The organism is Planomonospora antibiotica (assembly GCF_014647955.1).
Classification (GTDB): domain Bacteria; phylum Actinomycetota; class Actinomycetes; order Streptosporangiales; family Streptosporangiaceae; genus Planomonospora; species Planomonospora parontospora.
In genome coordinates, this window is sequence record NZ_BMQE01000035.1 from 20596 (window position 1) to 33842 (window position 13247).

Below are 13247 nucleotides of genomic sequence, written 5' to 3' on the forward strand. Positions count from 1 at the left end.
GGGCGAGTCGGTCTCCCGAAGGGACTGCGAGAACCGTGACCGTGCCGCGCCCCGCCATCGTCCGCCACCCCCTCGCCTACCGGCTGCTCGAGGTCAGGCGCGTCGTCCGGATCACCCCCGGAACCGTGCGCGTCACCCTGACGGGCCCCGAACTCGCGGGCTTCCGCGAGCAGGCGCCGACCGACCACGTGAAGCTCTGCTTCGCCGAGCCCGGCGCCGAGCTGCCGACGCCGCCCGTCATCGAGGACGACATGTGGGTGGACGCCCCGGTCAGGCCGATCACCCGCGACTACACCGTCCGCCACCACCGGCCCGAGGTCCTGGAGCTGGACGTGGACATGGTCGTGCACGGCGAGGGGGTGGGCTCCGCCTGGGCGGACCGCGCCGAGCCCGGCATGCGGATCGGGGTCCTCGGCCCGCGCGGTTCGGAGGTCGTGCCGCTGGTGCACGACTGGTACCTGCTGGCCGCGGACGAGACGGCGCTGCCCGCGCTGGGCCGCTGGCTGGAGGCGCTGCCCGCCGGGGTGAAGGCCGTCGCGTTCGCCGAGGTCTCCGGCCCGCAGGAGGAGCAGCGGTTCGCCACCCGTGCCGATCTGGCCCTGACCTGGCTGCACCGCGGCGACGCCGCCCCCGGCACGACCGACCTGCTGGAGCGGGCCGTCCGGGCGGCCGTCCTCCCGCCGGGCACGGGCTACGCCTGGGTCGCGGGCGAGGCGAACACGCTCAAGCCGATCCGCCGCCACCTGCGCCGGGAGCGCGGGCTGGCCAAGGAGCAGGTCGACGTCGACGGCTACTGGAAGCGCGGGGAGACCGACCACGACCACCACGCCCGGGACGACGACACGGCGTGACCCCGCGGCGGCGTGCGAACCGATCGCGCGCAGCGTCGCGCCCCCGCTCACCGCGTGGAGGAGAGGGCCGGAATCCCCCTCCTCAGGAGGGGGAGGACGTCAGAGGTGGAACCAGTGGATGCGGCGGCACGTCGTGCACACGAAACACGTCGCGTCGCGGTTGGCCCAGTCGAGGTTCATGAACGACATCCCCGTGGTCTGGAGCTTCCACCGGTGGTGCTCGAACAGCTCGTTCTGGCACGTGTCGCAGCTCAGTCTGCCGCCGTGGGGAAGCGTGACGGTCTGGGGCTCGCTCATACAGGTGATGCTGACCACGCTTTCCACGTCTTCCCAGACCTGCTCGTGCACCCTTCTGGCGGGCGGTTCGGCGGGCCTTTCCGGCGCGGGCGGTCAGGGGCGGGGCGGCGGAGCGACCGAGGAGCGCACGACGAGGCGTGAACGGAGCGTGTGCATCTTCCGGCCGGGCTCGGCGCCGCCGATCGTGTCGAGGAGCACCTCGGCGGCTTTCGCGCCGAGCTGGTGCACGGGTTGCTCGATCATGGTCAGCGGCGGATCCATGACCGCCGCCCACGCGCTGTCGTCGAAGCCGATCAGCGCGACGTCGCGCGGGTAGGTGAGCCCCGCCGCCCGCAGGGCCCGCAGGGCTCCCGTCACCGCCTCGGTCTCGGTGCAGAACAGCGCGGTCATCCGGTCGGGGAGAGCGAGCATGCGGGCGACCTCCCGGGTCACCCGCTCCTCGGTCTTCCGGCCGACCATCACCAGTTCGGGGTCGAAGGGGATGCGCGCGTCGTCGAGCGCGTCGAGATAGCCGCGCAACCGCTCGCCGTCGGTCCACAGGTTGCGGGACGCCTCCGCCAGCAGTTCCCGCCGCGTCGCGGGAACCTGTGCCGCGGGCGGTCCCCACACGAACCCGATGCGGCGGTGTCCGGCCTCGATGAACGTCTCGACCGCCTCCCGCGCCGCGTCGCGGTTGTCGATGACGACCGCGTCGAGATCGAGTGAGGCGACCGCCCGGTCGACGAGGACGACGGGGACGCCGCGGTCCACGGCCGCCCGGATGTGCGCGACCTCCCCCCGGCCGACCGCCGTCGACGCGACGATGACGCCGTCGACGCGCTTGTCGATGAGCACGTTCACCGCCGCGACCTCCTCCTCGAGGTCCTCGTAGGTGCTCAGCACGATCGTGTCGAACCCCCGGGCCCGGGAGGTGTCGGAGATGCCGCGCATCACCCCGGCGAAGAAGGGGTTGCCGATGTCGGCGACGATCACCCCGAGGGTGTGGCTGACACCGGTCGACACGCTGCGGGCGAGGGCGTTCGCGCGGTAGCCGAGCCGGTCGGCCGCCGCCAGCACCCGTTCCCGCATCTCCGCGCTGACGTACCCGTACCCGCCGAGCGTGCGGGCCGCGGTCGCGCGGCCGACACCGGCCGCGGCGGCCACCTCGGAGATCGTCGGTTGCGCCGGTGTCTCGTCCCGGTCAGACGGCATGGGTCGCGCCCCTCCCTCATTCCTCGTGTCCGGAGGCTCGCCACATGCTAGCCACGGCGGGGCGGCCGCGGCCGAACGCGCCTTCGACGAAGCACTGCTCGTAGGCCGTGCGCGCCCCCGCATGCAGCGCGCCCTCGATCGCGCGCCGCCGCGGCGGGGCGTCCGGGGCCCAGCCGTCACGCAGCAGCGAGACCACGAAGCCGGCGAGGAAGGCGTCACCGCAGCCCATCGTGTCGACGATCCTCCGCGGGCCCGCCACCCGGAGCGCCGGGGCGGTGAGGGTGACACGGCCGTCGAAGGCGATCGCCCCGTCCACGCCGCGGGTGGCGAGCGCGATCCCCGCGCCCCGCCGTACGGCCTCGGCCAGCAGGCCGCGCGTGCCGGCCTCGTCGAGGTGCGAGCACGACAGGAGCACCAGGTCGGCGTACGGGCAGACCCGGTCGAGATAGGCGGGGGTGCGGAACTCCTCCTCGCTGGAGAGGTCGAAGCTCACCAGCGGGCCGAGCCCGGCCAGCTTCGGCAGTTCGCTCTCACTGCGGGAGTACACGCTCGAATGCACCAGGCCGAAGGAGGAGACGTAGGCGAGCAGTCCGCCGTCGAGCGCGAGCGGCTCCCGCACCGTGACCCCGCCGCCGTTCCAGCCGAGGAAGACGCGGTCGCCGTCCTCGACGCGCAGCAGCGAGAGCCCGGTCTCACCGGCCCGCACGACGCAGTGGTCGACGGCCACCCCCTCCGCGGTGATCGCCTCGCCGAGGAAGCGGCCGAGGCCGTCGTCGCCGAAGACGCCCAGGTAGGCGGCTTCGAGGCCGAGGCGGCGGGCGTAGACGGCGACGTTCACGCTGTTGCCGCCCGGATAGTCGGTGCCGCGGTCGACGAACCGGTCGACGATGTTGTCGCCGAAACCGAGGACTCTCATGGATTCTCCTGTGCGCGGGCTCCGCGCGTGCCGCGGAGGCCGGGGGCGTGCGGGACGGTGCTCAGTAGTCCATGACGCGGTAGTAGCGGCGCAGGTCGAGCGAGTGGTCGCGGACCCGCTCCAGGTGCTTGCTGACCCGGCCGAGGACGGTGTCGAGCACCAGCGGGGCGATCAGGCCGCGGAACTCGGGGCTGATCCCCTCCAGCGGGTAGTCGCGGGTGTCGAAGACGGTGACGTCCTTGGAGACGCGCCTGGCGAAGGACTCCACGCGGTCGGTGAGCGCACGCGTCTCGTCCTCGCCCTGGAAGACGACGACGCTCGTGTCCTCCTCGATCAGCTCCAGGGAGCCGTGGAAGAACTCGGCGCTGTGCACCCGGGTGGTGCGCAGCCACTGCATCTCCTCGAGGATGCACATGGAGTACAGGTAGGTGAACCCCCACAGGTTCCCGCCGCCGACCAGGAAATGGTAGTCGGTGTCCTTGTGGGCCTCGGCGAAGGCGGCGGCCACCGGATCGGCCTGCCTGGCCACCTCGACGAGGATCCGCGGCAGGTCGGCGAGCTCGTCGGCGAGCCTGCCGTAGCCGTCGAACTCGCCGCGGCGCTCCAGCAGCCGGCCCATGAACAGCAGCATCTGCGCGTCGAACGGCCAGGCCTTCGGCTCGGAGACGAGCGCGACGTCGACGCCGCGGGCGACGGGGGAGTCGGGGTAACCGGTGAGGCCGACGGTGCGGGCGCCCCGGGCGCGGCAGTACCCGATCGCGCGGACGACGTCGTCGGTCGTGCCCGAGACCGAGGGGAAGACCGCCACGGAGCGCCCGCCGAGGGACGCGTCACCGGAGGCGATCAACTCCGCGGCGATCACGGCGCGGACCGGAAGGGTGGAGGAGCGCCGGGCCAGGTGCTCGTACGGCCACATCTGGGCGTAGGTGCCGCCCGCGCCGACGAGGAGGAGGTTGTCGAATCCCTCGTCCACGAGCCGGTCGACGAGTTCCTCGATCTGCGGGCGCAGCGCCACGGTGCTGGTCATCTGCCGGAGGAATTCCGGCTCGTCGAATCGGAGCATCTTGCGTCCTTTCGGGGGTGTCCGCGGCCGGTGCCGCTCTGCATGCTGATACCGGTATCACGCGGAGGTCACGCTGACACAGGCTGGGGCGCGCCGTCAACACGCACTTCCCTTCGATGGTGATCCATTGCTGGCCTGGTTTTATCCGGCAAGGACGGAGCCGCGCCGAGTTTCCAGTAAAAGATCTTGAGCTTGGGCCTGGTACCGGTATCAGAAGGTCTGTACAGTCGGCCCACACCAAGCGCTTCGTGTCGCGGACCCCACGGCGGATCTGAGGTGCCTCGCACCGGCGGTCCCCTCTCCCCGAGAGAAAGGAAGAGCCCATGCGCTCTCGCGCGCTGACGACGTTCGCGGTGCTCGTCGGGACCTCGGTGCTCACCCTCGCCGGCTGCGCCGGTGAGCCTGCGGCGAAGGCCCCCGCGGTCGACGCCGCCGCCGCCCCGGAGTTCTCCGGGACGCTGAGCATCCTGACCAAGTTCGCCGGCGACTCCCTGAGTCCCTACTTCGAGGGCGTCATCGCCGACTACCGGAAGATGCACCCCGAGGTGGAGGTCGAGCTCATCCAGGAGACCGACCAGAGCATCAAGGACAAGACCAAGACCCTGACCGCGTCGAACGCCCTGCCCGACATCTACTTCAGCTGGACCGGCAACTGGGCGGAGAACTTCGTCCGCGGCGGCCTGGCGGCCGACCTGACCGCGGTGATCGGTCCCGGCACCCCGTGGGGCGGGACCTTCAGCCCGGCGGCGCTGTCGGCGTTCGCCTACGACGGCAGGTACTACGGGATCCCGCTCTACAACAACGGCAAGTTCATGGGCTACAACAAGGCCGCCTTCGACAAGGCCGGAGTGAAGGTGCCCACCTCCTTCGAGGAGCTCCTGGCGAGCTGCGCCCCGCTGCGCGAGGCCGGGTACGAGCCCGTCACCTTCGGCAACAAGGACGGCTGGCCCGCCCTGCACTACCTGCAGCAGCTGTTCGCCTACCACGTGCCCGGCGACGTCCTGAACGCCGACTTCGACCCCGGGACGGCCAAGCTCGACCACCCCGGCTACGTCACCGCGCTCAAGCAGTTCAAGACCCTCGTCGACGACTGCACCGACACCCGCGACGGCACCAACGGCGTGCTCTACAGCACCGCACAGGAGAAGTTCCTCAACGGCAAGGCCGCGATGTACTACCAGGAGATCCTGGAGTTCGCGAACGTCACCGACGAACGGGAGCTCAAGCCGGAGGACTTCGGCATCTTCCCGCTGCCGATCCCGCAGGGCGCCGGCGGCGACCCCGAGGCGATCGAGGGCGCGCCCGAGGGCTACCTGATCAACGCCAGGTCGCCGCGCGTGGCGCTCGCCGTCGACTTCATGAAGTTCGTCACCAGCCGGGAGAACGCCGAGAAGCTCTCCGCGGCGCCGTACGCCCAGCCCAGCACCGTCGTCGGGGCCGTCACCGCCGAGACCTCCGGCAAGGCCGTCTTCGAGGGCATCGAGATGGTCAACAAGGCCTCGCAGCTGGCCGTCTGGCTGGACATGGTGACCGTCCCGGAGGTGGCCGACGCGTGGCTGGCCGGCGGTGAGGCCCTCATCACCGGCAGCTCGGCCCCGGAGAAGGTGCTCGAAAGCGTGCGCCGGGCCTCGGCGGCGGCCAAGTAGCCGAGCGGCCGGAAGGAGGGCAAGCCGGTGCGCGCCATCGTGCGGAGGACAATCGGGCTCGCGTGGGCCGTCCCGGCCCTCGTGCTGGTGGGGGTGTTCGTCTACCTGCCGCTCGTGCAGAACCTGCAGTTCAGCACCCTCGAATGGGACATCTACAGCGGGAGCCGGGAGTACATCGGGCTCGACAACTACAGCAGGCTCCTGCAGGACCCGGTCTTCTGGTCCGCGTTCGGCAACAACCTGCTGTACGCGGCGGTCTCCATCGCCGTCCAGGTGTTCGGCGCGCTCGTGCTCGCGGCGCTGATCGAGAGCATCCGGAGCGAGCGGTGGCGGCGCGGCCTGCGGGCGGTCTACTTCGTCCCCTCGGCGATCTCACTGACCGTCGCGGGCCTGCTCTTCTACTTCGTCTACGAGCCGAGCCTGGGCCCGCTCAACCACCTGCTCCGCTCGGCGGGGCTGGGGGAGCTCGCCCAGGCCTGGCTGGGCCAGGAGAGCACCGCGATGAGCGCGATCATCGCGATGAGCCAGTGGCAGGGCTTCGGCTACTCGACCCTGCTGTTCGCCGTCGCGATCCAGCGCATCCCCGCCGACATCCACGGCGCGGCGGCCATCGACGGCGTCGGGCCGATCCGCCGCTTCTTCCACGTGACGCTCCCGCTGGTGCGGGAGATGACCGGCCTGATGGCGATCGTGACCGTCTCCGGATCGTTCCAGGTGTTCAACGAGGTCATGGTGATGACCGGCGGCGGGCCCAACAACTCGACCCAGGTGCTGGGGACCTGGCTGTACCGCAGCGGATTCGTCCGCAACGACTTCGGCTACGCCGCCGCCATCGCGACGGTGCTCTTCGTGATCACGCTGGGCATCGCCCTGCTGCAGCTGTGGTTCACCCGCAGCAGAAGGGTGGAATGGTGAGTCGCCTGAGCTTTCTCGGGGTGATCGTCCGCGTGTTCATGTGGGCCTTCCTGCTCGGCCTCGCGGTGGTCGTGCTCTACCCGCTGCTGTGGATGCTGCTCAACGGGTTCAAGACCAACGCCGAGCTCTTCGGGAACCCCTTCGCCCTGCCCGTCGACTGGAGTTTCGACAACTACCGCAAGGCGTGGAACCGGGGGGTGAGCGACTACCTGACCACCAGCGTGCTCGTCACCGTGACGTCCACGATCGCCACCGTGTTCGTCAGCGCCTGGGCGGCCTACGGGCTGACCCGGGTGCGGATCCCGATGAACCGGACGATCACCGCGCTGATCCTCGGCGGGCTCATGCTCGCCCCCACCGTGGCGCTCGTCCCGCTGGTGAAGATGTTCCAGGCGATGGGCCTGTACAACAGCTTCTGGGCGCTGCTCATCCTGTACACGGCCTTCCGCATCCCCTTCACCACCTTCCTCATCCGCGCCTACATGATCGACCTGCCGCGCGAGGTCGACGAGGCCGCCGAGATGGACGGCGCCGGCCGGTGGACCGCCTTCTGGCGGATCACCCTGCCCATGTGCAGGCCGATCATCACCTCGACGGTCCTGCTGCACATCCTGTTCACCTGGAACGAGTACCTCTTCGCGATGGTCTTCACCAGCGGCAGCGGCGTGCAGACCCTGCCGGTGGGCCTGACGAGCCTGATGAGCAAGCACGGCACCGAGTTCCCCGTGGTCTTCGCGGGCATGGTGATCGCGGCCGTGCCGGTGGTGCTGCTGTTCTTCCTCGGGCAGCGTTACATCGTCAGAGGACTCGCCGACGGAATCGGGAAGTGACCACGTCACAGGTGCGCGCGGGACGGACGGGCAGGCGAACGGGTGTCCGCTCCCGCGGTGACACGCCGGAGAAGGAGCGACCCCCGGGTACCTGTCCATGTCCCCGGGGGTCTGTCGAAGCCGCCACATCACGGCGCCAGCGGCGTTTAAGAGCGTGGATCAGTCGTAACGACGTTGCGCTCTGCCATTGAGCCACCGGTGCACGGTAGAGCACCGAGCCGGATTCGAACCGGCATCTCAACGATCACAGTCCACCTCGGTCGATCTGGCGCTCGACGGCGATGCTGATTCTGGAGCGAGAGTCTGAGTTTGATCGGCTGCCTCTACCGGTTGGGCTACCCGGGCCCGTTCGTGCCCGGGGGAGGGGTCGAACCTCCGCTGTCACCGTCGTTCAGTCTGACGTTCATCTTCAGCTTGCACTCCTCGCGCACCCGTCCGCTCAGGGACGGGGGTTCGTGACTCCTCCGCTCCCTGAAGAGAGCGGCTTCTCGCTTTCCTCTGCCGAGGTAGGCGACGGACAAGCCCTGCCCGTTTCAAGCAAAAAAACTGTAACAGGGAAGCGATTCCCCTGCCGGGTGAACCCGGCAGTCCCCTCGCTAGATCTGATGGGGGCTACCCGAGCAGATAGCCGAACACGGTCGCACCGATCCGCCGGTCGGTGATCTCGATGCCGTTGGCCTCCTCGCGGGCGTACTTCACCGCGTCCTGGAGCTTCTGGACCCTGCCCAGAAGCTCGTTGACACGGCGCTGCGGCAGCGCACCGGAGAACGACACCTTCGTCCAGTAGCCGACGACGACGTCCTCGTTGTAGACCTGCACCTGCGCCGGGTGCTTGTCGGTCGCCTCGGACAGGACATGGTTGCGGGGGACCTTCTTGGTGCGGGTGGTCTTGACCGGCTCGGTCCGCCAAGTGTCGGTGTTCTCGTCCAGCGTCCAGGTCTCGGACGGGTCGAGCGTCGGCAGCTTGGCGATGAGCGTGTGCAGGTCGGTCAGCTGCTTCTCCAGGAACAGCAGATACGTCACCGGCACGTCGGCCAGCAGAACGGTTCCGTCGATCCTGACGTCCGCCCTGGCCTCGCAGTTCGCCCAGTCCTTCGTCGCGGTGACGTCGAACAGCCGGGTCAGAGCCGCTCCGACGTCCTTGAGAACGCCCTCGGCCTGGACCTGGACCTTGGCGGACTCGGGCGGAAGCTGCTCACCCTCGTCGTCGATCGGCTGGTAGGACCGGGAGATGCCCGACAGCAGCGGCGTCTTCTGGATCGTGTGATACGCGTCGGTCACCTTGCGCTGGACGTCGGACTTGACGCCCTTCTCGACGGCGAGGATCTGGTTGAGCTTGGTCACGGCAAGAGGCTAGTCCCATTTCGTGCGGTACCACACCTGAATATTCGGTCCTTTCGGAAAGTCGGCTTCATGTGCCACTGTCCGAGGGCGGAGATCGAAAACCGGGCTCCGCCCGCACGGCGCCGTCGTGCGGAGCCGAAGCCTGCGGCCTGCCGAGATCCGGGCTCCGAGCGGACCCTGACGCCCATGGCGGTTCCGGTCGGGCGCCGGCCCCGGCCGGGCTCGACATGGCCAGGCAGTCCGTCAGCAAGCACCTCGCGGTGCTGGAGGAGGCCGGGCTCGTCGCCACCGTGCGGCGGGGGCGGGAGAAGCTGCACTACCTCAACGCCGCGCCCGTGCACGAGATCGCCCACCGGTGGATCAGCCGCTACGACCGGGCCAGGGTCCAAGCCCTGGCGGACCTGAAACTCGCCCTGGAGGAACCCCCGATGGACGCGCCGACCTTCGTCTACACCACCTACATCCGCACCACCCCGCAGAAGCTCTGGCAGGCGCTGACCGAGCCCGCCTTCACCCGCCGCTACTGGGCCACGGAGTTCACCACGGACTGGTTCGCCGGCTCACCGATGACCTGGGACAACCACGGCGTGCTGATCAGCGACCCGGAGCAGGTCGTGCTGGAGGCCGAGCCCTACAGCCGGCTCTCCTACACCTGGCACGCCATCACCCCGGAGCTCGCCGAGCGCTTCGGCTGGGACGGGGAACTGCTCGTCCGGCTGTCCGGCGAGGCCCGCTCGAAGGTCACCTTCACGATCGAGGAGGCCGCGCAGGTCGTGAAGCTCACCGTCGTGCACGACGGCTTCGAGCCCGGATCGGGCCTGGCCGAGATGGTCGGCCACGGCTGGCCGAACGTGGTGGCGAGCCTGAAGACGCTGCTGGAGACCGGCGAACCGCTGCCGGCCGATGCGTGACCTCCCCTGCCGGGGCCCGGCGGCGTGACGAGGTGCCGCCGGACGGGCCCGCGGGCGTCGCGGCCGGGGACGACGGCGCACCGGGCAGGAGGTCCGACGCGCCCGTGCCGCTCACGGGTTCGGCCAGAGGATGCCGCTCACGGGTTGGGCCAGGGGATGCCGCTCACGGGTTGGGCCAGAGGACGAAGAGGGGGCAGGCGCGCCGGCCGGGCCGGTCGCCGATCTCCTCGATCGCCGCACGGATCTCGCGCAGGTGCCCGGTGGTCATCTGCAGCGGGGGCTCGTCGGGCTGGTAGGTGGTGCGGATCGGGTAGTCCACGCCCGGCTGCCCGGTCATCTCGATGTGGCAGCCGAGCACGTGGGTGACCGGCCGGCGGTCGGAGAAGTCGATCAGGCGGTCGATGGTCCCGGCGAAGGCCGGCCAGTCCTGGATGTAGAGACGGCCCGGGTAGACCGTGTCGCCGGTGAGCAGGAACCCGGTCCACCGGTCGTAGAACGTGACCGCCGCTTCGTGGTGGCCCGGGGTGGCCAGGCACTCCAGCACGCGGCCGCCCAGATCGACCCGGGCCACGGCGTCGGGATCCTCGCCGAACCCGAAGTACTCCCAGGCGGTGACCAGGTCCGCGCCGACCACCGTGGTGTCGGGGCGGTCGGCGAACTGGGCGTCGCCGGCGACGTGGTCGCCGTGCGGGTGGGTGTGCAGCACCAGCAGGTGGTACTCCTCCCGGGGGTGGCGGGCGAGCCAGCCGGTGACGAGTTCGTCGACCACCCGGCGCAGGGGGAAGAACTCGGCGGAGGCCGTGGCGCCGGTGTCGATCAGCACCGCCCGTGCGTTCCCGAACAGCAGGAACAGGAACGGCGCCTCGTAGTCGATCGCCATGTTCTGCCGCAGGATGAACGTGTGCTCGTCGTACGCGTGGACCTGGATGTCCGGATCGGTGTTGTGCTTGGCCGACGGCGAGCCGTGGATCCACCGGACGTCCAGCGTACGGGGCCGCGGAGTCACCGCGGTGAAATCGATCAGGGGTGTGCCTGCGTCCATGACGCCTCCTTCGAGTGCGTCGTCCTGCCAGGCCGGGTACGGTGCGCGTCTCGTCCGGGGCAAGCGCTTACGGGCTTCGACGGCGACGGTACCACGGCGACGATCAGGGCCGGCGACCGGAATCCGACGGCCCGGTGCGGCGGGTGCCGAAGCGGTACAGGCGAGCCGGTCTGTCGTTCCCGGGGTGGGAGAGCCGTACCGGGTCCAGGCCGAGGGCGAACGACCGGGCCAGATCGTCGAGACGGTAGTGGACCTGACCGGTCCGGCCGGAGCCGACCACCGAGGCGAACCCGGCCTCGATGAGGATGTCGAGGTGGTCGCCGGCGACGGTGTGGTCGAGACCGCAGACAGCGGCGACGGTACCCACCGAGAACTCGACCGGCCCCAGCTTGGCCAGCGCGGACAGCGCCCGCCGGGCCTCCTCCCCGAGCCGGCCGTGGCTCTGCTCCAGGCCGTTCCGCACGGCCAGGTCCCCGATGCTCAACTCGCTCAGCCGGCGGCGCTCGTCACGCAGCAGGACGACCAGCTTGGCAAGCGGCCAGTGGGGGCGGGCGGCCAGCCGGGCACCGCAGATGCGTACCGCCAGGGGCAGTCCGCCGCACAGGTGGACCAGCTCGACCGCGGCATCGGGCTCGGCGGCCACCCGCTCGTGACCGGCGATGCTCGCCAGCAGCTGGACGGCGTGGTCCTCGCGGAGCCGGTCGAGGTCCACGGTCTTCGCGCCGCCGACGGCCCCCAGCCGGTGCCGGCTGGTGATGAGCACCGAGCACGGGGAGGAGCCCGGCAGCAGTGGTCTCACCTGGGTCTCCCGGGCGGCGTCGTCCAGGACCACCAGGAGGCGGCGGCCGCTGACCAGGCTGCGGTAGAGGGCCGTGCGTTCGGCCAGGTCGTCCGGGACGTCGTGCTTGCCGACCCCGAGTGCCCGCAGGAACCGTCCGAGCACGCGGGCGGGGGATTCGGGGACGGCGGTGGTGCCTCGCAGATCGGCGTAGAGCTGGCCGTCGGAGTAGGCCGGCATCAGCCGGTGGGCGACGTGCACGGCCAGGGTGGTCTTGCCGACTCCGGCGGGGCCGGTGATGCTCGCGACCAGCGTGGCCGGTCGCTCCGGGGCGTTCAGCAGGCCGCCGAGATGGTCCAGGAGCGTGGCGGTCGCCTTCTCCCGCCCCGCGAAGTCGGCGATGTCGGCCGGGATCTGGTGGGGGACGAGCCGGTGCCTCCACCCCTTGCCGGAGGCCGGATCGGCCGAGGGGGGCTGCGGGGGGTCCTGGGCCAGCACGGTGAAGTAGGCGCGCTGCGCTTCCGCGCTGGGGGCGACGCCCAGTTCGTCGGCCAGCCGCGACCTCAGCCGCTCGTACTCCATGAGCGCCTCGGCGGGCCGGCCGCAGGCGGCGTAGAGCTCGATCAGGCGCGCGTGCAGCGGCTCGTCGAACGGCCGGGACCAGGCCAGGGCGCGGGTCCTGGACAGCAGCAGGTCGGGGGTCTGCAGGGAGATGGCGAGCGCGGCCAGCCTCTGGAGGCACCTGGCGTGGTCGTCGTCCAGCGTCTGTACCGCCGGATCCTCCCGTATCTCCTCGGGGGCGCCGTCCAGGACGGGTCCGCGCCACTCTTCGAGCGCGTTCATCAGGACGGCCATGCGCTGGTGGGGGTCGAGCCCGGCGGCATCGGAATCGGCGGCCAGGGCGGCGCGGAACCGGGCGGCGTCGACGTAGTGGTCCGGCAGACGCAGCCGGTAGCCGCCGTCGGCGTGGTCGATGGACGCCACCCCGCGGGCTTCGTCGTGCAGCCAGGAACGCAACCGGGATACGGCGGTGCGCAGGGCGATCGTGCTGCTGGCGCCGGGGCCCCACACCTGCCCCAGCAGCCGTCCTTCGGCGACGGCCTCGCCGTTGTGCAGGAGGAGGACGGCCAGGAGCATACGGGGGTGACGGGCGGGCAGTGCCACCGTCACCCCGTCGAGGGTGAAGCGGAGCGGTCCGAGGACCTGGAAGTTGTAAACGGGAACAGTTTCGTCAGGGGTCATGGCTGTTCCTCCGCCTTGGACCCTCCGTGAGATCGTCACGAAAAGGTCACTCTTAGCGATATGTGGCCGCGATTGCGGGCGTCGCAATCTTACGGCTAATGATCCGAAATGCCCGGCCTTTAGCGTTCCCTGTGTCAGTGGGCCGCGAGACGTGCCTCGGGGGTCAGGCGAGGTGGCACGGGTTAACGGCGGATCCAGATCGTTAGCAAAATGCAGGAATT

12 protein-coding genes and 1 riboswitch are annotated in these 13247 nt (G+C 70.3%); of the genes, 5 read left to right on the plus strand and 7 right to left on the minus strand.

All coding sequences use genetic code 11. From position 1 onward, the window contains the following. The first annotated feature begins 35 nt into the window (after positions 1-35). A complete protein-coding gene (locus IEZ06_RS25975; protein ID WP_189239303.1) occupies positions 36-851 on the plus strand; it encodes a siderophore-interacting protein in 816 nt (271 codons plus the stop codon). Between the two features lie 99 nt (positions 852-950). Here the strand turns inward: IEZ06_RS25975 and IEZ06_RS25980 are convergent, their stop codons facing one another. From IEZ06_RS25980 to IEZ06_RS25995, 4 genes are all read right to left on the minus strand, one after another. Then, entirely contained in the window at positions 951-1148 is a 198-nt protein-coding gene (locus tag IEZ06_RS25980) for a hypothetical protein (RefSeq protein WP_189239304.1), read from the minus strand. Positions 1149-1241: 93 nt separating this feature from the next. Beyond that, on the minus strand, positions 1242-2339 hold the full coding sequence (locus IEZ06_RS25985) for a LacI family DNA-binding transcriptional regulator (RefSeq protein WP_189239305.1): 1098 nt from the start codon (positions 2337-2339) through the stop codon (positions 1242-1244). 16 nt (positions 2340-2355) lie between these two features. Beyond that, positions 2356-3255, minus strand: a complete 900-nt coding sequence (locus tag IEZ06_RS25990) for a PfkB family carbohydrate kinase (RefSeq protein ID WP_189239306.1) — start codon at positions 3253-3255, stop codon at positions 2356-2358. Between the two features lie 61 nt (positions 3256-3316). Continuing rightward, positions 3317-4318, minus strand: coding sequence for an SIS domain-containing protein (locus IEZ06_RS25995; protein ID WP_189239307.1), 1002 nt, complete (start codon positions 4316-4318; stop codon positions 3317-3319). Between the two features lie 323 nt (positions 4319-4641). Between IEZ06_RS25995 and IEZ06_RS26000 the strand changes: the two genes are divergently transcribed. From IEZ06_RS26000 to IEZ06_RS26010, 3 genes are read left to right on the plus strand one after another with little or no spacing between them, the layout of a single operon-like run. Then, positions 4642-5964, plus strand: coding sequence for an ABC transporter substrate-binding protein (locus IEZ06_RS26000; protein WP_189239308.1), 1323 nt, complete (start codon positions 4642-4644; stop codon positions 5962-5964). Between the two features lie 27 nt (positions 5965-5991). Continuing rightward, positions 5992-6879, plus strand: coding sequence for a carbohydrate ABC transporter permease (locus IEZ06_RS26005; RefSeq protein ID WP_189239309.1), 888 nt, complete (start codon positions 5992-5994; stop codon positions 6877-6879). Further along, entirely contained in the window at positions 6873-7709 is an 837-nt protein-coding gene (locus IEZ06_RS26010; RefSeq protein ID WP_189239310.1) for a carbohydrate ABC transporter permease, read from the plus strand. The genes IEZ06_RS26005 and IEZ06_RS26010 overlap by 7 nt, the downstream gene beginning before the upstream one ends. A gap of 612 nt (positions 7710-8321) precedes the next feature. On the opposite strand, the gene IEZ06_RS26015 is transcribed toward IEZ06_RS26010, so the two are convergent. Further along, positions 8322-9053 (minus strand): DUF7873 family protein, encoded by a 732-nt coding sequence (locus IEZ06_RS26015; protein ID WP_189239311.1) that lies wholly within the window; start codon positions 9051-9053, stop codon positions 8322-8324. A gap of 227 nt (positions 9054-9280) precedes the next feature. Here IEZ06_RS26015 and IEZ06_RS26020 point away from each other — a divergent pair, with 227 nt between their 5' ends. Then, positions 9281-9964, plus strand: a complete 684-nt coding sequence (locus IEZ06_RS26020; protein WP_189239312.1) for an ArsR/SmtB family transcription factor — start codon at positions 9281-9283, stop codon at positions 9962-9964. Positions 9965-10127: 163 nt separating this feature from the next. Here the strand turns inward: IEZ06_RS26020 and IEZ06_RS26025 are convergent, their stop codons facing one another. Next, positions 10128-11006 (minus strand): MBL fold metallo-hydrolase, encoded by an 879-nt coding sequence (locus IEZ06_RS26025; protein WP_189239313.1) that lies wholly within the window; start codon positions 11004-11006, stop codon positions 10128-10130. 13 nt (positions 11007-11019) lie between these two features. Next, a riboswitch (guanidine-III (ykkC-III) riboswitch) is annotated at positions 11020-11087 on the minus strand. Positions 11088-11109: 22 nt separating this feature from the next. After that, a complete protein-coding gene (locus tag IEZ06_RS26030; RefSeq protein WP_189239314.1) occupies positions 11110-13026 on the minus strand; it encodes an AfsR/SARP family transcriptional regulator in 1917 nt (638 codons plus the stop codon). Positions 13027-13247: the final 221 nt, after the last annotated feature.